This window comes from Longimicrobium sp., assembly GCA_036377595.1.
Classification (GTDB): Bacteria; Gemmatimonadota; Gemmatimonadetes; order Longimicrobiales; family Longimicrobiaceae; genus Longimicrobium.
The window spans coordinates 36131-56819 of record DASUYB010000198.1 but is presented as its reverse complement, the minus strand read 5'-3'; the positions used below and the strand labels follow the sequence as shown (position 1 = coordinate 56819).

The following is a 20689-nucleotide window of genomic DNA, read 5'->3' as shown; positions in this document are numbered from 1 at the left end:
AAGCCGCCGTTAATCGAACGCGCGGCGCGCGGCGATTCTGCCGTCGCCCTCTCCCTGCCGCTCCGCGGCTGTCCCTCCCCCAAAAACCGACTGGGGGAGGGACGAAGGCTCGCTTCGCTCGCGGCCATTCCCGGACGCGGAACGGCGGCGACACCGCATCCGGGTGCCGCCGCCGTCGTTCTCGCGGGAGACGCGTTCAGTGCGTCGCGCCGTTCTCCTTGACCTGGTCGCGGATCTCGCCGCCCGGGAGGGCGACGGTGTGCACGTTCACGTACGCGCCGCCGCTCCGCATCGCCGCGATCAGCTCGGGCATGGTGGCGCCGAACCCGATCGCCGGCCGCGGGATGAGGTTGCTCTGGTGGATGTCGCCCTCGGCCAGCACGCCGTTCTCCGTCACCCCGCCCGCCACGAAGCCGAACAGGAAGACGACGATCGGCCCGTTCACCCCCGCCGGCGCCAGGTGGATGTGCGACTGTGTGACGTTGTCGATGTTGGCCACGATCAGCTTGTAGTGCAGCGTCGTCCCGTCGTCGCTCAGGTGGAAGATGGCGCTGCCGCGCCCCTTGCTGTCGTTGGGCGGCACCTCGCCGCCGCCGTACGGCTGCGCGTTGAAGTTCTGGCTGGCGTTGGCGCTGGCGAACACCGGCAGCACGATGTCGGGGTTGCGGGCCTGCGGGGTGTCCGCGCAGCCGGCCGCCAGGGCGGCGCAGGCCAGGGCCAGCACGGTCGGGGCGAGGCGCATGGGGGAAGCCTCCGGGTGTGGGAAGAAGGCCGGGCGGCGGGGGGCACGTCCGGATGCGATGGAAAGGCGGGACATTTCGCAGCATTCCCGGTGCCCGGCGGCATCCGTTTCCCGCGGCGTCTCCACCCGCTTGCACCCACGCCACTTGTGCACTTCGGCGGGAGAGGGGGAGACGGCGCGCGGAGCGCCGCGGAGCGTTGCGCCCATGCCCCGGCTGTCTCGCCGCGCTACAGATGATTCGGCCGCGCCACGCCTCCCGCCGCCGGGCGCGGGCTGATAAGTTGGGGTCCCCCATCGCGCTCCTTCCGGCGCGGCGGGCCGAATCATCGCAACCCTGATCCGAACGGCAGAGAATGGCGCTCGACACCAGCAAGTTCATCTACGTGATGAAGGACCTCCGCAAGGTGGTTCCGCCGCAGCGCGAGGTCCTGAAGGGGATCTGGCTCTCCTTCTATCCCGGCGCCAAGATCGGCGTGGTGGGCCCCAACGGCAGCGGCAAGAGCTCGCTGCTGCGCATCATGGCCGGCGTCGACAAGGACTGGAACGGCGAGGCGTGGGCCGCCGAGGGCACGCGCGTGGGCTACCTGGCGCAGGAGCCCGAGCTCGACGAGACGCTGGACGTGCGCGGCAACGTGGAAGAGGGGGTGAAGCCCATCCGCGACCTGCTGCGCCGCTACGACGAGGTCAACAACTCGTTCGGCGACCCCGACGCCGACATGGACGCGCTGCTCGAGGAGCAGGCGCGGCTGCAGGACCAGATCGAGGCGCACAACGCCTGGGAGCTCGACCGCAAGATCGAGATCGCCATGGACGCGCTGCGCCTCCCCCCGCCCGACGCGCGCGTGGAGAACCTCTCCGGCGGCGAGCGGCGGCGCGTGGCGCTGTGCAAGGTGCTGCTCGAGGAGCCCGACCTCCTCCTCCTCGACGAGCCCACCAACCACCTCGACGCCGAGTCCGTCGCCTGGCTGGAGCACCACCTGGCCGAGTTCCAGGGCACCATCGTGGCCATCACCCACGACCGCTACTTCCTCGACAACGTGGCCGAGTGGATCCTGGAGCTCGACCGCGGCGAGGGGATCCCCTGGAAGGGGAACTACACCAGCTGGCTGGAGCAGAAGCAGGAGCGGCTGCGGCAGGAAGAGAAGCAGTCGTCGGCGCGGCAGCGCACGCTCGAGCGCGAGCTCGACTGGGTGCGGATGGCGCCGCGCGCGCGGCAGGCCAAGAGCAAGGCCCGTATCACCGCGTACGAAGACCTGCTGAACGCCGACCAGCGCGAGAAGGTGTCCACCGCCGAGATCTACATCCCCGCCGGCCCGCGCCTGGGCGACGACGTGGTGGTGGCCGACGGCGTGGCGAAGGCGTACGGCGACAAGCTGCTCTTCGAGGACCTCACCTTCCGCCTCCCCCGCGGCGGCATCGTCGGCGTGATCGGCCCCAACGGCGCCGGGAAGACCACGCTCTTTCGCATGATCGTGGGGCAGGAGACGCCGGACTCGGGCGCGCTGCGGGTGGGGTCCACCGTGCAGCTGGCCTACGTGGACCAGAGCCGCGACTCGCTGAACGCCGAGAACACCGTGTGGCAGGAGCTCTCGGGCGGCGAGGACCAGATCGAGCTGGGGAAGGTGAAGGTGAACAGCCGCGCCTACTGCGGGTGGTTCAACTTCAAGGGCGCCGACCAGCAGAAGAAGGTGGGCGTGCTCTCCGGCGGCGAGCGCAACCGCGTCCATCTCGCCAAGGTGCTGAAGAGCGGCGGCAACCTGATCCTGCTCGACGAGCCCACCAACGACCTGGACGTGGACACGCTGCGCGCGCTGGAGGAGGCGCTGCTCGACTTCGCCGGGTGCGCGGTGGTGATCAGCCACGACCGCTGGTTTCTGGACCGCATCGCCACGCACATTCTGGCGTTCGAGGGCGAGAGCCGGGCGGTGTGGTTCGAGGGCAACTACCGCGAGTACGAGCTCGACCGCAAGCGCCGCCTGGGCGCCGAAGCCGAGATGCCCCACCGCATCAAGTACCGCAAGCTCGTGCGGGCGTGAGGGATTAGTCCATCAGGCGGGAGGGAGGAGACTCCCTTCCGCCATTATTGTTGCCGTTAGAAACCGGTTTATATTGGCTCTAAACCTCTTCTGGATCCCTCGTTTCTTTCACGGCAATCGAGTACTGACCTATGCGCGATTGGCTCCGTGCTCATTTGATTGCGTTCCTCAGCCTCGTTGTAGGCATCCTTGCCCTTGGTGCGACCGTTTTGCAGGTACCCGATTTCCGGTGGCACGTCCTCCACGACGCGAAGTACGAACCAAAGTTTATCTCACCTCCTGACACCGCTGAGTCGGATTTTCCTGCGACACAAGCGACTATTCCAACTGAAAAACCTACACCGCGGCAACCATCTCCACGTGGAGGTTGGGTTGAGTTTCGGAGCACATCCGCTCTTGCGTCATCGGTGCTTCCACCGAGCAGAGTAGCTGCCTACGGGGCAGAAATGGCGACGGATGGAAGAGTGAGCACAGTTTGGGTAGAAGGTGCAAGCGGCGACGGGTCGGGCGAATGGATTGAGTTGCGTTTATCATCGGTCGTAACGGTAAGCCGGGTCGGTATCGTTAACGGTTACGGCAAGGGATCACGATTTGAGGAGAATGAACGGGTACGCGACGCCCGCATCACCTTCTCTGACGGGAGCAGCAGAACCATCCGGTTAGCGGATCACAACGAGTTGCAGTATTTCGACCTCGGGCAGCACAGCACCACCTCGCTTCGACTCACGATCCTTTCTGTCTATCCAGGTACGCGCTGGGAAGATGCAGCTATCGGCGAAATTCGGATTTGGGGCCCTGACACCACGTTTCGGTTGATGGGATCCCGGATTTCACGGAAAACTCCGCTTGGTTAACATGGCCGAGCCGCAGATTCGCTACGACGAGCCGAGTGATACCCTCTACGTATCCTTCGCGCCGGGCGAGAGCGCAACCGGAATCGAGTTGAACCCGCACATCCTGCTTCGCGTCGACAAGAAGAACCGCCGGCCGATCGGGATCACGCTCCTCGACTTTTCGATACTCGCACAACAGACGGAGCTTGGAGCGAGAAGCTTTCCTCTAACGGGACTGGCAGAACTGTCTCCAAAAACACGGGAGCTTGCGATCGATCTACTTCGCTCCGCACCGGTGAATGAGTACCTTGTGCTCTCCGCCTACACACCGGCCGCGTGCGAAACGATTCCGATCACTCTGCTCCGGACCGAGAAGATCTTGCAGCAGGCTGCATAACGCGGCTGGACTCGGTATCAAAACAAGGCGCGGCCAAGCGGCCGCGCCTCGTTTGTTCAGTTCCGCCGCGCTACGGAGCGGGCGCGGGCAAGGAGGCCCTCCAGCTCGCCGTCGTCCGACTCGTCCCAGCCGGTGGGGATGGGCGTCAGGCGCCGTTTGTCGACGTGGTTCTCGAAGCACAGCCACCCCGCCTCGAGCCCCGGCGTCAGCAGGCTGGCGGTGCGCACGCGGCGCTCGCGCCCGACGCGCCGCTCGGGTCCCGCGTACGCCGAAGAGGTCGCCACACGGCGGTCCGCCCTCGCCAGCCGCCGCTCGCTCGGCCGTGAGCCGTACGGGACCACGTCCCAAACCCGCCATTCGGTCCCGCCCGAATCTGTGAAGTTCCTCAGTGGCATATACTTATCTCGCTTCCGAAGCCACTTTTCTTGATGCAGGTTACGTGCCTAAAGGCCATCTGATACAGCGATTTTGGACAGGATATCATCCCCAGCACAAACCTGCTAGTATCATCCACTTACAAGTTTTTGGCGATGACAGCTTTCGCGTAAAATGCAACAGAGCGACGGCTCTCCCTTGGTCGTCGCTCTGCCACGGCGTGTCCATCGCTGCCAGATTGTCAGGGAGAGTGGACCGCGAGTATCGTCACCGGCCCCTCGATCCCCACGCGATCGACGGCGGATACGGCGGCCTGGTCCGCGCCGGCCGGGAGCGTCCACGACGTCTGCGCGGCGGGGATCACGTCGACTGTCCATCTCCCGTTGACGCGGGCGCGGACGGCCCACCACATCGGCGCGGCGCCACCCCCGGCGCGAATGGCGACCGATGATGCGCCGGATGCGTCGCGCGCGATCTCCAGCGTAGGCTGCCCCGGCCGTCCGCGCGCCAGCCACGGCGAGGCGGGCGGCAGCGCGTGGTCGCGGTACGCCTCGCGCACCAGGCGCTCGCTCAGCGAATCGCGGTTCAGCGCGAACGCCTTGGCGCTGAAATGGATGTTCCCGGTCCCCTCGCCCAGCCGCCCGCGGGTGACGTAGATCTGCCCGATCACCTCGCTGGCAGGCCAGGGGTTCGGGTCGCCCTCGAAGGTGCGGCTGGTGAAGTTGCCCGGCCACAGCTGCCGCCCGCGGGGGTTCTCGCGCGCCCACCAGTCCAGCAGCACGGGATAGCTCTGCCCGGTGCGCGCGATGGGCCAGTACAGCTGCGGCGTGAAGTAGTCGGTCCATCCCTCGCGCAGCCACTTGCGCGCGTCGGCGTAGAGCATGGCGTACTGGTCGAAGCTGGTGACGATCTGCGGCGGGTTGCCGGGCCGCCAGATGCCGAACGGGCTGATCCCCACCTGCACCCAGGGCTTGGCGCGGTGCACCTCGCGGTACATCCGCTCCACGAAGCGGTCGACGTTGCTGCGCCGCCAGTCGTCGCGCGACAGGCGGCCGCCCGACGCGCGGTAGCGCTGCCAGCTCGGCTCGTCGGGGAAGTCGATGTTCGCGCCGGCCGAATCCTTCTCGGGATAGGGGTAGAAGTAGTCGTCGATGTGCACGCCGTCCACGTCGTACCGTCGCACCACGTCCAGGATCACGGCGATGGAATGGTCCTGCACCAGCGGCTCGCCCGGGTCCATCCACAGGTATCGTCCGTACTGCTTCACCACCTCGGGATGGGTGCGGGCGATGTGGGTGGCGGCCTCGGGCGTCTTGGCCGTGGGATGGCGGGCGCGGTAGGGGTTGAACCACGCGTGCAGCTGCATCCCCCGCCGATGCGCCTCGGTCACCGCGAAGGCGAGTGGGTCCCACGCCGGCTCCGGCGCCCGCCCCTGCTCGCCGGTGAGATACTCCGACCACGGCTCCAGCTCGGACGGATAGAGCGCATCCCCCGCCGGCCGCACCTGGAGGACGATGGCGTTCATGTGCAGCGCCGCCATGCGATCCAGCACCGCGGTGAGCTCCGCGCGCTGGCTGTCCGCCGGCAGTCCCGGCCGCGACGGCCAGTCGATGTTCGCCACCGTGGCCACCCACACGCCGCGGAACTCCCGCCGCGGCGCCGGAATCCCCCCCGCGGACGGAGAAGGCGACGTCACCGCCGGCGTGCATCCGGCGCCGAGGGCGAGCGCCGCCAGGGCCAGCAGGAGATGGGATCGAGATCGCATGCGCATCGAACCTTCACGTCCGGCGTGATCGGGGACGGAGCGAGAGACAACCTCGTGCGCGAGAATGATGCGCGACAGGGGCGACCGACTCCGATCCGCGGCCACGGCGATGCGTGCCCGTCCGCCCGGAGGCCGCCCCAGGAGTCCGCGAAGGCGGACTTCGGGCAGTTGTTGCCGCGAATTCATTTCATTCGCCCGGCACGCCCGCACCGCACGCGAGTTGTGGCCGAACGCAACCTTTCCCGCCGCTCGCGTGTCTTAGTGACAGGGTGGCGCGGCCCGCGGAGTGTTCTACCAGGTGAGCGAGCAGTGAGCAGGACGAAGTGGAAGATGCTGGCGCTTCCCGCGCTGGCGACAGCGGCCGGCCTGGCCGCCGCGGCACCGCGGAGCGAGCCGCGGGTGCTCACCGGGCACTACACGGTGCGCTGGGAAGAGCAGTCGTTCACCCGCTGCGAGGGCGGCGAGAAGTGGTGGGTGAGCGACCCCGGCCCGCTGCTGGCGCGCTACCGCGAGCTGGTGCAGGGCGACTACGGCACCGTGTTCGTCACCGTCCGCGCCGACGTCACCGACCGCGGGATGTTCGGGCACCTGGGGATGTATCCCCGCGCCATCGCCGTGCGCGAGGTGATGCGGGCCCAGGCGGCGGGCGACCGCGACTGCCGCGGGCGCGACGTCGAGGTGGAGTAGGGTTCCGTCCACTGGACGGGCGCTGGAGGGTCGTCCCCCGGCGGCGGGCCCTCCTCCCTTCGGCGTCCGCGCCCACGCGCTCATCCAGCGCTAACCGAAACCCCGTCCGGAACCGCCGCGCCCGTGCGTTCACATCCGGTCCCGCCCCATCCGGCCCGCGCGCAAGGAACGGCCGTCATGCGCAGATCCCGCATCATCCTGGCACTCGCAGGCCTCCTGGCGCTGGCCGCCTGCGGGGGCGACGCCACGTCGCCCACCGACGCGGAGCTGTTCGGCACCTGGAGCATCCAGCCCACCGACACCGCGCTCCCCGGCGGCGACCTGCGCCAGATGACCGTGCAGTTCGGCGCCGACGGCGCCTTCCGGATGGAGACGGCCACCTTCAAGCCGTCGCCCTTCGCGCCGGGGCTGCTGTCGTACGGCAAGTCGGTGGGAAGCGTGACGGCCGCGGGCGGCGAGCTGCGCTTCCATCCCAGCAGCGCCGTGAGCGTGGACCGCCGCGCCGGCGGCCGGCCGTTCGACCCGCAGACGTGGGCGCTCGAGCACCCGGTCGCGTACCAGGTGGTGGGGAACCGGCTCTTCCTGCGCCTTCCCCCGCTCTCCCCCGAGCCCGTGGTGGTCCTCACCCGCCGCAGCACGCCGTAGCGCGCGGCAGATCGGATCAGACGGCGCCCGCCGGCGGCCTCGCGGCCTGCCGGCGGGCGCTCTATCTTGCGGCTGGTCAACGCCGTCCGTCCCGTCACACCGGTCTCGATCTGCATGCAGGAGCTTACCGAGCACGACCGGCTGCGCCGCCGCAGGAACGTGGTGCTGTTCGTCGTCTTCGCCCTGATCGCCGTGGGCGTGGGGCTGTATCCGACGCTCTGCACCTGGGTGGACCAGCCGCAGGGCTACTGGAAGACCTTCGCCGAGGCGCCGCGCGACGGCGCCGACGCGCTCCCCGCGCGGGTTCCGCCCAGCGCCACGGAGATCCACACCCGCCGCGACGACCGGCAGGGGCTGCGCTGGGTGCGATTCACCTTCGCCCCCGCGGATCACGATCGCGTCGTGGCGGGGATGCGGCGCCTGTCGCTGAACGAGGCGCGCGTGCTGCGGGTGACCAACCCCGGCTTCAGCCCGTGGTGGACCATCAACGAGCGCACGATGCTGGGAAAGGCGGGGAACCGGCTGGAGGTGTACGAGGCGCCGGACCGGCGCGCCTGGCTCTTCGTCGATCCCGCCAGCAACTCCGGCTTCTACTGGAGCCGCACGGACGCAAGATGAAGATCGCCGCCGTCGCCCTCTGCCTCGTGGTCGCGTCCGCGGACGCCCTGCGCGCGCAGGCGGCCGACACCGCCAGCGTCCCCGTGCGCGGGCCGACGGTGGTCGCCTGCTTCCACCCGGTGACGCAGGCGCAGGTGGACGCCGATCCGGACCTCGGCACCGTGCTGGACGACTGGCAGTGGCACTGGAGCAGCGCCGCGCGCTCGCTGCGCGCGCACGGCGTGGCGGCCGAGGCGCGGATGGCGGACTGGGTGAAGCTGGCCATCGCCGGGCGGCTGCGGCTGGTGCGCTGCCCGGGGGTGGGATACGTGCTCGCCGCGCCCGGCCGCGGGCCGAAGGTCCTCCGCGACGTGATGACGGACTCGGACCTGGTGGACGCCGCAGCGCGGTTCTTCGGCCGGGCGGACCTGAAGCTCGAGGGGGAGGGCGATGCCGGTCACCCCTGAGTACCGCGAGTTCGTGCTGGAGCAGCTCGGCCGGGTGACGCCCGTCACCGCGCGCGGCATGTTCGGCGGCGTGGGGATCTACGCCGACGGGCTGTTCTTCGCGCTGATGGACGACGACACGACGTACCTGAAGGTGGACGACAGCAACCGCGGCGACTTCGAGGCGGCGGGGATGAGGCAGTTCAGCCCCTTCGACGATCCGAAGATGGTGATGCAGTACTACGAGCTTCCCGCCGACGTGATCGAGGACGCCGACGCGCTGCGCCCGTGGGTGCTCAAGGCCATCGACGTGGCCCGCGCGGCCCGGCGCAAGAAGCGCTGACGAACGGCATGTCTCACGCAGAGGCCGCAGAGGTCGCAGAGGGTGCTTCGGCGTGACTCCTCTGCGACCTCTGCGGCCTCTGCGTGAGATTTTCTTTTCCTGATGATTCGATGAAAAAGACGATTGCGGCGGCGATGCTGCTGGCCTTCGCGGCGCCGGCGCACGCGCAGGACGCGGTGTATCGCGCGCGGCCGGATTCCGTCTGGTACCGCAAGCTCAACGTCTACCGGATGTACGTCGTGCGCGGCGGCGACACCCTCGGCTCGCCGGTGACGTCGCTGTCGGTGGAGCGCCAGCGCTGGAGCGGCGCCGCGCCCCTCCTCCGCGCCGACGTCGACGAGCTGCGGCTGAACGTGAGCCGCACGCGCACGCACCACGTCTACGCCGTCACGCCGCAGGGAAAGGTGGAGACCATCGACGGGCAGGCGAACCTGGAGCGCGGCAGCTACGACGCCTTCCCGCACCTTCCGCCGGGGGGACGGCTGGAGCCGGGGACGGCGTGGAGCGACACCGTCTTCCGCACCCGGCAGACGGACGCGGGGCCGTACGTCTACAGCATCGTGCGGAGATGGCGCGTCGCGGGACGAGACGGCGACGGCTCGGTGCGGGTGGAGGGGACGGGGACGCTGCGCTACCGCGACGTCTACGGCGACGACGCGGAGAGCCGCTGGTGGATCGACGTGAGCGGGCCGATGTCCGAGCACTACCGCTACGATCCCGCCACGGGCACGTTCCGCGAGCACGGGTGGAGCATGGACCTGCGCGGCTCGGCCGGCCTCCCCGGCGCCTCCGGGCGGACGGACTCCGTGCCCGCCGGGCTGAAGAGCGCGCTCACCCGCCGCGACGTGGGTCGGGCGGCGGCCGAGGTCCTGGCGCGCGACCTCCCCGCGGGCGATACGTCGTACACGTCGAACGGCGGCGCGCGGGTGCTGCTGCACACGGTGGCGCGGACGCCAGGGGTGATCGAGTCGGGCCTGGGGCGCAACGACGGGATGGTGGGCACCGCGCGCAGCGACTGGGACGGCGCCCGCCAGCGCTCGTACCAGGCGCTGTGGACGGACAGCACCGGCTCGCTGGGGGGATTCCGCATCGAGCCGGCCGAGGGCGGGCTGCGCGTGCACGCCGCGCGCGACACCGCCCTGCAGGTGCCGCCCGCCGACGCCTGGGCGATGGCGGACGACGGGATGGAGGAGCACCTGGCGCCCGCGCTGGCCGGGCTGCGCACGGGGCAGACGATCGCCGTCTACCACCCCTTCCCGCGCACCTGGGAGATCGCGACGGTGGCCGTGCGCGAGCTCTCCGGCGCGCGCGCCTACATCCTGAGCGCCGGCGGGGAGAACACGGTGCTGCTGGTGGACGCCTCGGGCGACCTGCTGGCGGTGGCGCTCGGCACCGGGCTGGGCGAGCGCCTTCCCGCGCCGGGGACGGAGCGCCGCCGCCGGGTGGACGCGCTGCTGCAGGCGATGCGGGGCGGACGCACGTCGATGCGTAACCGCCGAACATCCAACCAGATGCGGGCACGGGACGCGTGAGGGATGCGCGCCCGGAGGGCCGGGACCCCGCCGCGCGCGCACCGTCGCCAAGGAGAGTGGGACGGATGACAGGCGCGGCGGGGGCCCGGCGCGGTTGGCAACAGCGGTATCGTTGCCTACCGCGCGCGCAGCCCGGCCCCCGCGCAGCGGGGGACACGCCCGAATCCTGCAGTTCCCCGGCGGTTCCCCACGCATCGAATGCATCGAGGAGGGATAGATGACGGAGAAGGTCCGGAAGAGCGAGTCCGAGTGGAAGGCGCAGCTCACGCCCGAGCAGTACCACGTGACGCGCAAGAAGGGCACGGAGCGCGCCTTCACCGGTGAGCACTGGAACGAGCACCGCGAGGGCACCTACCGCTGCGTGTGCTGCGGCGCCGACCTCTTCCGCTCGGGCGACAAGTTCGAGTCGGGCACGGGGTGGCCCAGCTTCACCCGGCCCGCCGCGGAGGGCGCGGTGGAGAAGCACGACGACCGCTCGTGGTTCGTGCGCCGCACCGAGGTGGTGTGCAGCCGCTGCGACGCGCACCTGGGCCACGTGTTCAACGACGGCCCGGCGCCCACCGGCCAGCGCTACTGCATGAACTCGGCGGCGCTCAAGTTCGAGCCGGAGAACGAGCCGAGCAGCTGAGCTTCCGCTCGTAGTCGCCTCTCCTGATGGCTCACGCAGGGTCAGCAGAGTCAGCAGTGGAACTGGCTGCTGACTCTGCTGACTCTGCGTGAGGCTTTCTGTTGTATCTGGATCACGCGAAGTCCCCGATTCATCGGCATCGGCCGGCATCCATTTGCTACGTGTTCTTGCGGGAGGGCGTCCGGACGGGTTAACGTAGCGGGAGTGTAATCTTTTACGAAACGTGCACCGCCGCGCGTCCGCGGCAGAAACGAGCTGGCCGAGATGGCGTCGACCAGGGAGGGTCCGCCGATCCAGACGCTGCGGCAGGCGGCGCGGCTGTACGTCGACGCCACCTCGCTGCGTCACGCCGCGCGCGACATCGGCATGAGCCCCACGGGGCTGCGCGGCTTCATCGACGGGGCCGACCCGTACATGAAGACCACGCGCAAGCTGACCGAGTGGTACATCCGCGAGATCCAGAGCCGCAACGCCGAGCTCACGCAGGAGTCCGCCTCGGCCGCGCTGGGGCTGCTGGTGCAGCACTTTCCCGAGGCGCACCGCGAGCCCACCGTGGCCGAGCTGGTGGCCGTGCTCGACCGCCGCTGCCGCGAGACCAGCACCCCCCGCCCCGTCTGGCTCGCCGAGCTCCGCGAAGCCGGGGGATTCTGACCTGCTCAGGTGCAAGGAAGCGCGCGGGGACGTGGAGCCGATGCTCCGCGTCCCCGCACTTTCGTTCCGTACTAGCGGGCCCGCCGCCTCGCTCCGTCTGCCCAATTCGGCCGGAGCCCGGGGATCCAACCGAGCACCATCCGAAGACCGGGACACCGGCGTCGCGGAGCCCACGCGTAAAATTCGGCCGGCGGATCGAACGGCAGCTCGCCGCCCTCGCCCCCATCCACCTCGAAGCCGCGGGCGCGCAAGAGCTTCACCCACTCGGGTTCGGCGTTCTGCTCAGGCGCACTCGTCATCTCCATACCTCCGAAAAGGGAAATTGCATCTCCGTAAATCACCGTCGCGCCTTCCCTCACGCTAGAACCTTTCGGCAGCCAGACGAGAGGCGTCAAGTCCGTCCGCACTCGCCATCGGCACGCGTGCAGACGGCCAGGATGCGTCTGTCGCGCCCGCGCATGATCACCCGCCGCGGCCGTTGGTGCGCTCGGCCTTGCGGCGCTCGCGGGCGGCTTCGCGGATCTCGCGCAGGCGCTCGTTGAACGCCTTGGCCGCCTGCGTGAACGCGCCGCCGCGGCGCAGCGTGGTGCTGTCGGCGCCCACGAACGCCGACACCGCGCGCCGCAGCGACCGGTCGGTCGAGTAGCCGCACGCCCACGCGGCCGCGTACACCGTCCGCCCCGGGTCGTCCAGCAGCATGCAGGCGAGGAGGATTCGCATCCACGCCTGCACCTGGCGCGGCGGCGGCAGGTCCGCGCGCGTGCACCGCTCGGTGAGCGTGCGCGGCGCCACCGCCATCGCCTTCGCCAGGTCCGGCGCGCCCCCGCCCTCCACGGCCACCTCGGCCGCCCCCATCAGCAGGTTCCTGGCTTCGGAGCTCACGAACGGCGACAGCGCCCGCTCCACGCTGCGCTTGAGCGGCCGCGCGTGCGCCTGCCGCAGCCGCGCGTGGATCCCGCGCGGCGTGGACTCGGGCCCGGTGTCGATCACCTCCGAAACGCCCCACTCCAGCAGCGTGCCCACGTCGGCGATGGCCTCGGGGCGGAGCTCGGTGGCCGCCACCACGGTGAGCGACGGGTAGCGCCGCAGCAGGTCGTGCAGCCGGGGGAAGGCCTCGCCCGCGCGGCGGCCGGCGTACGGGTCCAGCAGCACCACGGCCGACGGCGGCGCGTGGCGCACGATGTCGTCCAGGTCGCCCCACCCCACCGGCAGCTCCACCACGTAGGGCGGCCCGAGATCGTGGAGCGCCGGCAGCTCCACTCCCTCCAACACGATGACACGGCGCGCCTTACGCCGCTTCATCGGGACCGTTCGACGCGTTCGGGGCGGTCTTTTCTGCGTTGAAATACGTTGACGGTGTCCAGTTTAGGCGGCGAGGTTGGGCGCGCAACCACCGGCGTCCGCCCACCTCAACCTCTGCGGAGGAACCCATGAAAGCCAAGGTAATGCTTGCCGCGTGCGCCGCGGCCCTGGTGATGGCCGCGTGCACCGCCGCCTCCCCCACTGCCCCGTCCAGTGCGCCTGGCCGGCCCTCCGCAGACGGTGCGACCGACGCAGGGACCACGACCGACACGACGAAGCGCGGGCCAGGATACCTCGGCTCTGGGGGCTGAGCAACACGACACGAAGCAGCCCCGCCACATCGCGACCGACCGCATCCACCCGACTCCAGTCTCATGCACCGCCGGCTCCACGGCCTCGTCCGCCACGCAGCTCCCATGATGCGGGCGGACGAGCCGCGGACGTCCGGATCGTGCTTGGTCACCAGAGCGTTCATCACCCCGAGGCCGCTCACGCAGCACCTGCGCGGGCGCGGGCGCGGTCCAGCGTCGCCACGAAATCCTCCGCCAGTTGCTCTCCCCCCGCACCCGCGGTGATTCGCACCGGCGACACCCTGTCGATCTCGCTCGCATCTTTTCGTTCGGCCGCGGCGATGACCAGGTCGGCGAACACCACCGTGTCCGATTCGCTGCGCGAGCGGGCCACCTCCCCTGCGCGGGTCGCCAGTTCGGTCGCCGTCTCCCAAGCGCGTAGCGCGACGGCACCCCAGGCGAGATCGAGCAGCGAGGCCGCCAGTGTCTCACTGGTCTCCAACCGCGGAACGAGTTCCTCCGCGTCTGCACGCAGCGCATCGAAGCGCACCCGGTCGCCTCCGAAGGCCGCGGCACGACCGGCGCTCGCCACCATGCGCAGCTCTTCGTTCGGCCGGGAGAAGTAAGGCCGAAGCGCGGAGAACAAGCTCAAGGCGCGTGCGAAGTATCCCTGCTCCATCCACGAATACGCCAGGTCGTGCGCCAGCGCCGGGATGCGGCGGTCAAACGGCCCGTATGCTTCGAGCGCACCGCGGGCGTACCGCTCGGCCTCGCCGCGACTCCCCTCGACCGAGGCGATCACGAACAGGTCGTGCAGCGCCATCGCCTCCTGCTCGCGCAGGCGGAAGCGGCGGGAGATGCGCAGCGCGCGGGAATGGTAGCCCCGCGCCTCAGGATACCGCCCGGTTTCCAGGCAGACGTTTCCCAGCGAGGTCAGCGAGCGCGCCTGGGTTTCCCAGTCGCGCTGGACGACGGCAAGGCGGTGGGCGCGGCGAAGCCATCGCTCGCCGTCGCGCGCGTTGCCGTGGCCGCGCAGGAGCCGTCCCGCCAGCCAGGCGTAGCGCGGCTGCTGCGGCGCCGTGCGCGCCGCAGCCTCGGCGAAGGCCAGCCCCGCGCGCCGGGCGCCGCGCCCCAGCGCCCAGTCGGCCACGCACACGCACGCCCAGGGCAGCCGCCCGCCGCCCGCCGTGGCCGCCGCCAGCTCGCTGACCACCACGGCCAGCGGAAAGCGCGCCTCCGGCTCCAGCGGGCCGGTCAGGAGCGACCGCTCCCAGCGTTCCATGTACGCGCGGTCGAACACCTCGCGGCGGGCACCCTCGGGCTCCGCGGTCCACAGCTCCACGCAGCGCAGCACCTGCCAGAGCGCGAACGCGGCGTCGTGCGGGAGCTCGGAGAGAAGGTCCGGCGCCAGCGTGGTGCCGGTGGGAAACGCGGGCGACGCGGGGTCGTCGTGGGCGGAAGCGGTCGGAAGAGGCACGGACGGCTCCGGCTGCGGGTCGAAGTGGAGTGGCAATCTTTTGCGGCGTATTCTAAGCGCCGAAAGCGCACTCGTCCACTACGTGAATCGACCGCCCCGGAGGAGCCATACATGTTGACGGCTCCACGCCTTGCGCGGGGAAACCGGACAGAGTAAACTTATAGTCACGTCCATTTTGTCCCCCTAATCTGCCGTCCTCTTGATTGCGGAGGCAACTGCGGATGAACGACCGGCCCCTGAGCAACCTGGAGCGGCTGCGCGAGACGGTGGCCACCCGGGTGCAGGCCACGTCGCTGCGATCGGTGGCGCGGCAGGTGGGGATGAGCCCCAGCGGCCTGGAGAAGTTCCTTTCGGGCGGCACGCCGTACGCGCGCAGCCGCCAGAAGCTGCAGGACTGGGCCGAGCGCGAGGGCACCCGGCCGCGCTCGGACCTGACCGTGGAGGGGGTGGAGGTGGCCATCGGCGCGCTGGTGCGCGACCTGCCGCCCGAGCACCGCCTGGAAGCCATCCGCCGGGTGGTGCGCTCGCTGCAGCGCGTGTACGACGCGCAGGGCCCCGGCCGCCCCGAGTGGCTCGACCGCCTGGCCGCCACCTGGCTCGACGACGAGTGGCCCTGGCCGGAAGGGGAGGACGACGCGGAGGAAGACGGCGTCACGGAGGACGACGGGGAGTAATCTCCCCGGACGCGAAGCGGGGCCCGCGCATCTCGGCGCGGGCCCCGCGTCTGTCGCCCGGTGGGCGGCTAGTCGTCGTCCTCGTCGTCGCCCTCGGGGTCGTAGCCGCTCTCCTCCTCGATCATCTCCGTGAGCTGCGACCCCCAGGCGCTCTCCAGCAGCCGGCGGACGCGCGGGAAGCGCGTCATGATCTCGGCCATCTCGGGGCTCACGAACAGCTCCAGCACCTCGGAGCGGCGCCCGGTGCCCTCGTCTTCCAGGAAGTCCTTCAGCTCGTCGATCAGGTCGCGCAGGTCGCTCAGCAGCTCGGTGGGAAAGTGCCCCTCGTCGAGCGCCACCGCCGATTCAACCCAGTCGTGCGTCTGCGACACCAGCTCGTCGAAGCGCTCGTCCACGCGTGAGTCTGCCATACCTTCCGGTCTCCTGGAATCCGTGCCGATGTAGTGTCGCCGAGGGCCGCGCGGGCCCTGTCTGCGCCGCGAAAATCGTGGCCGTGCCACGAGCGGGACACAGCGTAAGAGCCGGGGGGATGATGGTCAAGTGGCATCGAGACACCGACTTCGCATCCCGGTGACCCGGGAGATCCGGCCGACCCTTCCCAAGTGCCTACCAGAAGGCACTTTGGCGATCGTGGACGCGGCTGAATCTTTTCTCCCGACCCTCGCGTAGAGGCCGCACGCAGAGCCGAAGCACCTCCCCTCGCCCGCAGCACCAGGAGACCGACCGTGGACATCCCCCGCACGCCGGCAAAGAGCCGCCGGCGCTGGGTTTACGGCAGCATTGCCATCGCCGGCGCGGCGCTGGGCACCCTCGCGCTCACCCGCATCGGCCCCGCCGCGCCCTCGGTGGAGCGCGCCACCCTGTGGTCCGACACTGTGCGCCGCGGCGACATGGCGCGCCAGGTGCGCGGCCCCGGCACCCTGGTGGCCGAGGACATCCGCTGGATCAGCGCCGTCACCCAGGGGCGCGTGGAGAGCAAGCTGGTGCAGCCGGGGACGAGCGTGGCCGCCGGCACCGTGCTGGTCACCCTCAGCAACCCCGACGTGGAGCGGCAGGCGCTCGAGGCGCAGCGGCAGCTGACCGCCGCGCAGGCCGACCTCACCACGCTGCGCACCAACCTGCAGAACCAGCTGCTCACCCAGCAGGGCACGGTGGCCCAGGTCCAGGCGCAGCACAACCAGGCCGCGCGCCAGGCCGAGAGCGCCGAGGCGCTGGCGCGGCAGAACATGGTCAGCCAGCAGGAGCTGGCCAAGGCGCGCGACGACGCGGCCGACCTGCAGACGCGGCTGAGCGTGGAGCGCCAGCGGCTGGACTTCATGCGCCGCTCCCTGCAGCAGCAGATCGCCGGGCAGGAGAGCCAGGTGGCGATGCTGCGCCGTCTCGCGGCGTTCAACCAGTCGCAGATCGCGTCGATGCAGGTGCGCAGCCCGCAGAACGGTGTGCTGCAGGAGCTTCCCGTCGAGCTGGGCCAGTGGGTGAACTCGGGCGCCACGCTGGCCAAGGTGGTGCAGCCCGGCCGGCTCAAGGCGGTGCTGCGCATCCCCGAGACGCAGGCGAAGGACCTCACCGTGGGGCAGAAGGCGTCGGTCGATACGCACAACGGCCTCGTCGCCGGGCACGTGGCGCGGATCGACCCGGCGGCCACCAACGGCACGGTGACGGTGGACGTGGCCCTCGACGCACCCCTCCCCCGCGGCGCGCGACCCGACCTGTCGGTGGACGGGACCATCGAGATCGACCGCATCCCCAATGTGCTGTACGTGGGGCGACCCAGCTACGGGCAGGCCGAGTCGTCGCTCGCCATGTTCCGCGTCCTCCCCGGCGGCGGCGAGGCCGAGCGGGTGACCGTGCGCCTGGGCCGCGGCAGCGCCACCACGGTGGAAGTGCTGAGCGGGCTGAACCCCGGCGACGTGGTGGTGCTCTCGGACTTGAGCGAGTACCAGGAGCAGCCACGGATCAAGCTGCGCTAGCAGGCGGCGGCGCCGGTCCCCCGCGACGGGGGCCGGCGCCGTCCCGTTTTCCGGGAGATGCGGAGCCGCACTCAAACCATCGCGCCCCGGCCCGCATCCAACCCGCGTTCGACGTACCGCGACCGAATCGTTCATCACCCGCACCCTCGACCGGAGGGCACCCACGCCATGAAGCCGCCCGTTTCCGCGCTCGCCGCCGCCGTGCTGGCCGCCGCGCTCGTCACGCCCCTCTGCGCCCAGCGCGACTACGACTGGTCGGGCGAGCTCGCCCCCGGCGCCACGCTGCGCGTGTTCACCGTCAACGGCACCGTCACCGTGCGCCCGGCGTCGGGGCGCACCGCGCGCATCCACGGCGAGACCGAGAACGCGTCGGGGGGCGACCAGATCCGCTACGTGGCCGAGCGCAGCGGCGGCGACATCCGCGTCTGCGCGCTGCGCGAAGACGCCACCTGCAGCGACAACGGCGTCCGCAGCGAGGGCCGCCGCTGGCGCTGGGGGTCGCGCCGCAGCAAGGGCAACTTCACCGTCGAGGTGCCGCGCGGGGTGGTCGTCCACGTCTCCAGCGGCAACGGCGACGTGGCGGTGGACGGCGGCACGGCCGACGTGCACGCCAGCAGCGGCAACGGCGACGTGCGGGTGGGCGCCGGCGCGGCCGAGGTGCACGCCAGCAGCGGCAACGGCACGGTGATGGTGGACGGCGCGCGCGGCCCCGTGCGCGCCAGCTCGGGGAACGGGCGCGTGGCCATCACCACCGCCAGCGGCCCGGTGAACGCCTCCACCGGCAACGGGCGGATCGAGGTGGCGATGTCGTCGCTGCGCGGCTCGGGCGACATGAGCTTCTCCAGCGGCAACGGCAGCGTCACGCTCACCCTCCCCGGCGACTTCTCGGCGAACCTCGAGGCCAGCACCGGCAACGGCGGCATCCACAGCGACTTCCCCATGCGCGTGTCGGGGCGGATGTCGTCGCACCGCATCACGGGGACGATCGGGAACGGCGGGCGCCGCCTGCACATCTCCACCGGCAACGGCTCCATCACGCTCCGCCGCTCCGGGAGCTGAACTGCTTCACCCAGAGGCACAGAGGAGAAACGAGAGGCACGGAGAACTCAGCGCGGTTCTCCGTGCCTCTCCGTTTCCTCCATATTCCCTGTGTGAAACGCTTTTCTTTTCAGGATTTAGGGAGGATGCGCCTCAGCTTCCCGAGCGCGGCATCAGGCCGACGATGGTCACGCCGGCCGCGCGCGTGGCGTCCACGGCGGTGACGACGTCGCCGAAGGTGAGGTTCTCGGCGCCCTTCACGAACAGCACCTTGCGCGGCCGCCCCGCGAAGGTGCGCGCCACGGCCGCCTCCAGCCCCTCGGCGCCAACGGGGTGCGTGTTGATGGCGTAGCGGCCGCCGGGGAACACCTCCAGCACGATCTGGTCGGGCGAGGGAGCGCTCACCGACGGATCCTTCGGCGGCGGCGCCTGGAGATCGATGCCGCGCTGCAGCCCCTGCTGCACCACCATGAAGATGATCAGCAGGACGAGCAGGACGTCGATCATCGGGGTGACGTTGATCTCCGCCACCGGCCCCCCGCGCTTCGCGATGGCCATGCCCATGCGCGCCTCCTTCTCCCCAGGGTGTGGTGATGCGCGCGGCGCTCAGCGGCGGCGCTCGCGCGGCGGAAGGTCGGTGATGGCGGCCACGCGGCGGATCCCCACGTCGCGCGCGGCGTCGAGCGCCGTCAGCACGTGGCCGTAGCCCACGTGGCGGTCGGCCTTGAGGAAGATGACGTGGTCGTTCGGCCGCGGCGCGTAGAGCTGCGCCAGGCGCGCCTGCAGGCGGTCCGCGGGGATGCGCTCGGTCTTCCCCGCGAAGTCCAGGGCGTAGCCGCCGCGCGCGTCGATGACCAGGGTGGGATGCTTGTCGCGCTGGAACTCGGCGGTGCGCGCCTCGGGGAGCGAGGCCTGCACCATCACCGGCGTCACCACCATGAAGATGATCAGCAGCACCAGCATCACGTCGATCATCGGCGTGACGTTGATCTCCGCCTTCACCTCGAACTTGTCCGCCGGAAGAGTGCCCCGCATGCGCGCCTCCCCATGTCCGCCGGTACCCGTCGATGCCGCTTTCCCACGGAACGCACCAGTCGCATGGTTTCTGTCGCGGCGAGTGCCTCAAGAAAGATTCTCTCACGCGGAGACGCGGAGTCGCGGAGAACTCACCTCGGCGCTGAGTTCCTCCGCGTCTCCGCGTCTCCGCGTGAGGCCGTTCTTGAGGATGTGGCGATGAAAAGACGCCGGCCGCCTCCGGGAAGGAGGCGGCCGGCGCTTTCGATCGGACGATCGGACCGGACGGTTACGGCGCCGGGGCGGCCGCCGCCGGCGTGGCGGGGCCGACCTCGGGGCGCGGCACCAGGCCCACGATCTCCACCCCCGCCGCACGGCTGGCGTCGACCGCGTACACGACGTCGCCGTAGGTCATGTTCTCCGCGCCCTTCACGAAGATGACCTTGCGCGGCCGCTGCGCGTAGATGTCGCGCAGCGTGGTCTCCAGCGAGGCGGTGGGCACCGGGCGGGTGTTGATGCGGTACTGCGGCCCGGGGAGCACCTCGAGGACGATCTGGTCCTCGGGGTTCGACTTCTGCGCCACCTCGTCCTTGTCCTTCGGGGGCGGCACCTGCATGGCCACCCCGCGCTGCAGCCCCTGCTGCACCACCATGAAGATGATGAGCAGCACCAGCAGCACGTCGATCATCGGCGTGACGTTGATGTCCGACGCGGGACCGCCCTTCTTGCCGCCGACTCCCATTCCCATGGCTGCGTCTCCTCTATTCCTTGGCCTTGGCCTTGGCCGGCAGCTCGGTGATCGCGCCGATGCGGCGGACCCCCGAGTTGCGGGCCGCGTCGATGGCCGTGAGGACCTTGTCGTAGCCGGCCTGGTTGTCGGCCTTCAGGTACAGGACGTGGTCGTCGGGGCGCGTGGCGTAGGCGGCCTTCAGCTCCTCGGTGAGCCGCGCCGGCGGCACGTGCTTGGTGACCTTGCCCTCGATGTAGTAGTTCCCCTGCCGGTCGATGCCCAGCGTGACGCGCTTGTCCTTTTCGGGAGCCGCGGTCTTGGCCTTGGGCAGGATGGCCGTGTACCCCGCCAGCGACGGCACCGTGATCATGAAGATGATCAGCAGCACCAGCATCACGTCGATCATCGGCGTGACGTTGATGTCGGCGTTCACGTCCGACTCGAACCCGGCGACCTGCGGCAGGGGGGAGCCGCCGAATCCGGCGGCCCCGCCGAGGTGCGCTCCTCCAGCCATCTG

Annotated in this window: 24 protein-coding genes; 14 read left to right on the top strand and 10 right to left on the bottom strand. The window is 70.4% G+C overall.

The window, feature by feature from the left end; translation table 11 throughout:
* Positions 1-196: 196 nt before the first annotated feature.
* Positions 197-742: a CHRD domain-containing protein gene (locus tag VF092_31175; protein ID HEX6751798.1), complete on the bottom strand. Its 546-nt coding sequence runs from the start codon at positions 740-742 to the stop codon at positions 197-199.
* 353 nt (positions 743-1095) lie between these two features.
* Here VF092_31175 and ettA point away from each other — a divergent pair, with 353 nt between their 5' ends.
* The 3 genes from ettA (at position 1096) to VF092_31160 (ending at position 4008) form a co-directional block, all read left to right on the top strand.
* Positions 1096-2778: an energy-dependent translational throttle protein EttA gene (ettA, locus tag VF092_31170; protein HEX6751797.1), complete on the top strand. Its 1683-nt coding sequence runs from the start codon at positions 1096-1098 to the stop codon at positions 2776-2778.
* Between the two features lie 464 nt (positions 2779-3242).
* Positions 3243-3632, top strand: coding sequence for a hypothetical protein (locus VF092_31165; protein ID HEX6751796.1), 390 nt, complete (start codon positions 3243-3245; stop codon positions 3630-3632).
* Between the two features lies 1 nt (position 3633).
* Entirely contained in the window at positions 3634-4008 is a 375-nt protein-coding gene (locus VF092_31160; protein HEX6751795.1) for a DUF2283 domain-containing protein, read from the top strand.
* 56 nt (positions 4009-4064) lie between these two features.
* Here VF092_31160 and VF092_31155 read toward each other — a convergent pair whose 3' ends face one another.
* Both VF092_31155 and VF092_31150 read right to left on the bottom strand, forming a co-directional pair.
* Complete coding sequence (locus VF092_31155; GenBank protein HEX6751794.1) at positions 4065-4292, bottom strand: hypothetical protein; 228 nt, start codon at positions 4290-4292, stop codon at positions 4065-4067.
* A 332-nt stretch (positions 4293-4624) separates the two neighbouring features.
* Complete coding sequence (locus tag VF092_31150) at positions 4625-6148, bottom strand: family 10 glycosylhydrolase (protein ID HEX6751793.1); 1524 nt, start codon at positions 6146-6148, stop codon at positions 4625-4627.
* A 309-nt stretch (positions 6149-6457) separates the two neighbouring features.
* Here VF092_31150 and VF092_31145 point away from each other — a divergent pair, with 309 nt between their 5' ends.
* The 8 genes from VF092_31145 (at position 6458) to VF092_31110 (ending at position 11677) form a co-directional block, all read left to right on the top strand.
* Positions 6458-6835, top strand: coding sequence for a hypothetical protein (locus tag VF092_31145; GenBank protein HEX6751792.1), 378 nt, complete (start codon positions 6458-6460; stop codon positions 6833-6835).
* Between the two features lie 177 nt (positions 6836-7012).
* Positions 7013-7480 (top strand): hypothetical protein, encoded by a 468-nt coding sequence (locus VF092_31140; GenBank protein HEX6751791.1) that lies wholly within the window; start codon positions 7013-7015, stop codon positions 7478-7480.
* 114 nt (positions 7481-7594) lie between these two features.
* Positions 7595-8098: a hypothetical protein gene (locus tag VF092_31135; GenBank protein HEX6751790.1), complete on the top strand. Its 504-nt coding sequence runs from the start codon at positions 7595-7597 to the stop codon at positions 8096-8098.
* Positions 8095-8544 (top strand): hypothetical protein, encoded by a 450-nt coding sequence (locus tag VF092_31130; GenBank protein ID HEX6751789.1) that lies wholly within the window; start codon positions 8095-8097, stop codon positions 8542-8544. Before VF092_31135 ends, VF092_31130 begins: the two co-directional genes overlap by 4 nt.
* On the top strand, positions 8528-8866 hold the full coding sequence (locus VF092_31125) for a TfoX/Sxy family protein (protein HEX6751788.1): 339 nt from the start codon (positions 8528-8530) through the stop codon (positions 8864-8866). Before VF092_31130 ends, VF092_31125 begins: the two co-directional genes overlap by 17 nt.
* A gap of 110 nt (positions 8867-8976) precedes the next feature.
* Positions 8977-10398, top strand: a complete 1422-nt coding sequence (locus VF092_31120; GenBank protein ID HEX6751787.1) for a hypothetical protein — start codon at positions 8977-8979, stop codon at positions 10396-10398.
* A gap of 217 nt (positions 10399-10615) precedes the next feature.
* A complete protein-coding gene (gene msrB, locus VF092_31115) occupies positions 10616-11026 on the top strand; it encodes a peptide-methionine (R)-S-oxide reductase MsrB (GenBank protein ID HEX6751786.1) in 411 nt (136 codons plus the stop codon).
* A gap of 264 nt (positions 11027-11290) precedes the next feature.
* Positions 11291-11677, top strand: a complete 387-nt coding sequence (locus VF092_31110) for a hypothetical protein (protein HEX6751785.1) — start codon at positions 11291-11293, stop codon at positions 11675-11677.
* A 462-nt stretch (positions 11678-12139) separates the two neighbouring features.
* On the opposite strand, the gene VF092_31105 is transcribed toward VF092_31110, so the two are convergent.
* Positions 12140-12979 (bottom strand): helix-turn-helix domain-containing protein, encoded by an 840-nt coding sequence (locus VF092_31105; GenBank protein ID HEX6751784.1) that lies wholly within the window; start codon positions 12977-12979, stop codon positions 12140-12142.
* A gap of 489 nt (positions 12980-13468) precedes the next feature.
* Positions 13469-14746, bottom strand: a complete 1278-nt coding sequence (locus tag VF092_31100) for a tetratricopeptide repeat protein (GenBank protein HEX6751783.1) — start codon at positions 14744-14746, stop codon at positions 13469-13471.
* Positions 14747-14967: 221 nt separating this feature from the next.
* On the opposite strand from VF092_31100, the gene VF092_31095 reads away from it, so the two are divergent.
* A complete protein-coding gene (locus VF092_31095) occupies positions 14968-15420 on the top strand; it encodes a hypothetical protein (GenBank protein ID HEX6751782.1) in 453 nt (150 codons plus the stop codon).
* Between the two features lie 68 nt (positions 15421-15488).
* Here VF092_31095 and VF092_31090 read toward each other — a convergent pair whose 3' ends face one another.
* Positions 15489-15830, bottom strand: a complete 342-nt coding sequence (locus tag VF092_31090; GenBank protein ID HEX6751781.1) for a hypothetical protein — start codon at positions 15828-15830, stop codon at positions 15489-15491.
* A 315-nt stretch (positions 15831-16145) separates the two neighbouring features.
* Here VF092_31090 and VF092_31085 point away from each other — a divergent pair, with 315 nt between their 5' ends.
* Together VF092_31085 and VF092_31080 are read left to right on the top strand one after the other, a co-directional pair.
* Positions 16146-17390: an HlyD family efflux transporter periplasmic adaptor subunit gene (locus VF092_31085; protein HEX6751780.1), complete on the top strand. Its 1245-nt coding sequence runs from the start codon at positions 16146-16148 to the stop codon at positions 17388-17390.
* Between the two features lie 168 nt (positions 17391-17558).
* Entirely contained in the window at positions 17559-18449 is an 891-nt protein-coding gene (locus VF092_31080; GenBank protein HEX6751779.1) for a DUF4097 family beta strand repeat-containing protein, read from the top strand.
* 132 nt (positions 18450-18581) lie between these two features.
* Here the strand turns inward: VF092_31080 and VF092_31075 are convergent, their stop codons facing one another.
* The 4 genes from VF092_31075 to VF092_31060 all read right to left on the bottom strand — a co-directional run bounded on the left by VF092_31075 (position 18582) and on the right by VF092_31060 (position 20686).
* A complete protein-coding gene (locus VF092_31075; GenBank protein ID HEX6751778.1) occupies positions 18582-18992 on the bottom strand; it encodes a biopolymer transporter ExbD in 411 nt (136 codons plus the stop codon).
* Between the two features lie 42 nt (positions 18993-19034).
* Positions 19035-19463 carry a biopolymer transporter ExbD gene (locus tag VF092_31070; GenBank protein HEX6751777.1) on the bottom strand — a complete coding sequence of 143 codons (429 nt, stop codon included), beginning with the start codon at positions 19461-19463 and terminating at the stop codon, positions 19035-19037.
* A 268-nt stretch (positions 19464-19731) separates the two neighbouring features.
* Positions 19732-20190, bottom strand: a complete 459-nt coding sequence (locus VF092_31065) for a biopolymer transporter ExbD (protein ID HEX6751776.1) — start codon at positions 20188-20190, stop codon at positions 19732-19734.
* 13 nt (positions 20191-20203) lie between these two features.
* On the bottom strand, positions 20204-20686 hold the full coding sequence (locus VF092_31060) for a biopolymer transporter ExbD (GenBank protein ID HEX6751775.1): 483 nt from the start codon (positions 20684-20686) through the stop codon (positions 20204-20206).
* Between the last annotated feature and the right edge of the window lie 3 nt (positions 20687-20689).

Bases quoted from the DNA above. Each gene is read 5' to 3' on its own strand.
- VF092_31175 (HEX6751798.1), bottom strand. From the start codon at position 742: ATGCGCCTCGCCCCGACCGTGCTGGCCCTGGCCTGCGCCGCCCTGGCG.
- ettA (HEX6751797.1), top strand. From the start codon at position 1,096: ATGGCGCTCGACACCAGCAAGTTCATCTACGTGATGAAGGACCTCCGC.
- VF092_31160 (HEX6751795.1), top strand. From the start codon at position 3,634: ATGGCCGAGCCGCAGATTCGCTACGACGAGCCGAGTGATACCCTCTAC.
- VF092_31150 (HEX6751793.1), bottom strand. From the start codon at position 6,148: ATGCGATCTCGATCCCATCTCCTGCTGGCCCTGGCGGCGCTCGCCCTC.
- VF092_31140 (HEX6751791.1), top strand. From the start codon at position 7,013: ATGCGCAGATCCCGCATCATCCTGGCACTCGCAGGCCTCCTGGCGCTG.
- VF092_31135 (HEX6751790.1), top strand. From the start codon at position 7,595: ATGCAGGAGCTTACCGAGCACGACCGGCTGCGCCGCCGCAGGAACGTG.
- VF092_31130 (HEX6751789.1), top strand. From the start codon at position 8,095: ATGAAGATCGCCGCCGTCGCCCTCTGCCTCGTGGTCGCGTCCGCGGAC.
- VF092_31125 (HEX6751788.1), top strand. From the start codon at position 8,528: ATGCCGGTCACCCCTGAGTACCGCGAGTTCGTGCTGGAGCAGCTCGGC.
- VF092_31120 (HEX6751787.1), top strand. From the start codon at position 8,977: ATGAAAAAGACGATTGCGGCGGCGATGCTGCTGGCCTTCGCGGCGCCG.
- msrB (HEX6751786.1), top strand. From the start codon at position 10,616: ATGACGGAGAAGGTCCGGAAGAGCGAGTCCGAGTGGAAGGCGCAGCTC.
- VF092_31110 (HEX6751785.1), top strand. From the start codon at position 11,291: ATGGCGTCGACCAGGGAGGGTCCGCCGATCCAGACGCTGCGGCAGGCG.
- VF092_31105 (HEX6751784.1), bottom strand. From the start codon at position 12,979: ATGAAGCGGCGTAAGGCGCGCCGTGTCATCGTGTTGGAGGGAGTGGAG.
- VF092_31095 (HEX6751782.1), top strand. From the start codon at position 14,968: ATGAACGACCGGCCCCTGAGCAACCTGGAGCGGCTGCGCGAGACGGTG.
- VF092_31090 (HEX6751781.1), bottom strand. From the start codon at position 15,830: ATGGCAGACTCACGCGTGGACGAGCGCTTCGACGAGCTGGTGTCGCAG.
- VF092_31080 (HEX6751779.1), top strand. From the start codon at position 17,559: ATGAAGCCGCCCGTTTCCGCGCTCGCCGCCGCCGTGCTGGCCGCCGCG.
- VF092_31075 (HEX6751778.1), bottom strand. From the start codon at position 18,992: ATGGGCATGGCCATCGCGAAGCGCGGGGGGCCGGTGGCGGAGATCAAC.
- VF092_31070 (HEX6751777.1), bottom strand. From the start codon at position 19,463: ATGCGGGGCACTCTTCCGGCGGACAAGTTCGAGGTGAAGGCGGAGATC.
- VF092_31065 (HEX6751776.1), bottom strand. From the start codon at position 20,190: ATGGGAATGGGAGTCGGCGGCAAGAAGGGCGGTCCCGCGTCGGACATC.
- VF092_31060 (HEX6751775.1), bottom strand. From the start codon at position 20,686: ATGGCTGGAGGAGCGCACCTCGGCGGGGCCGCCGGATTCGGCGGCTCC.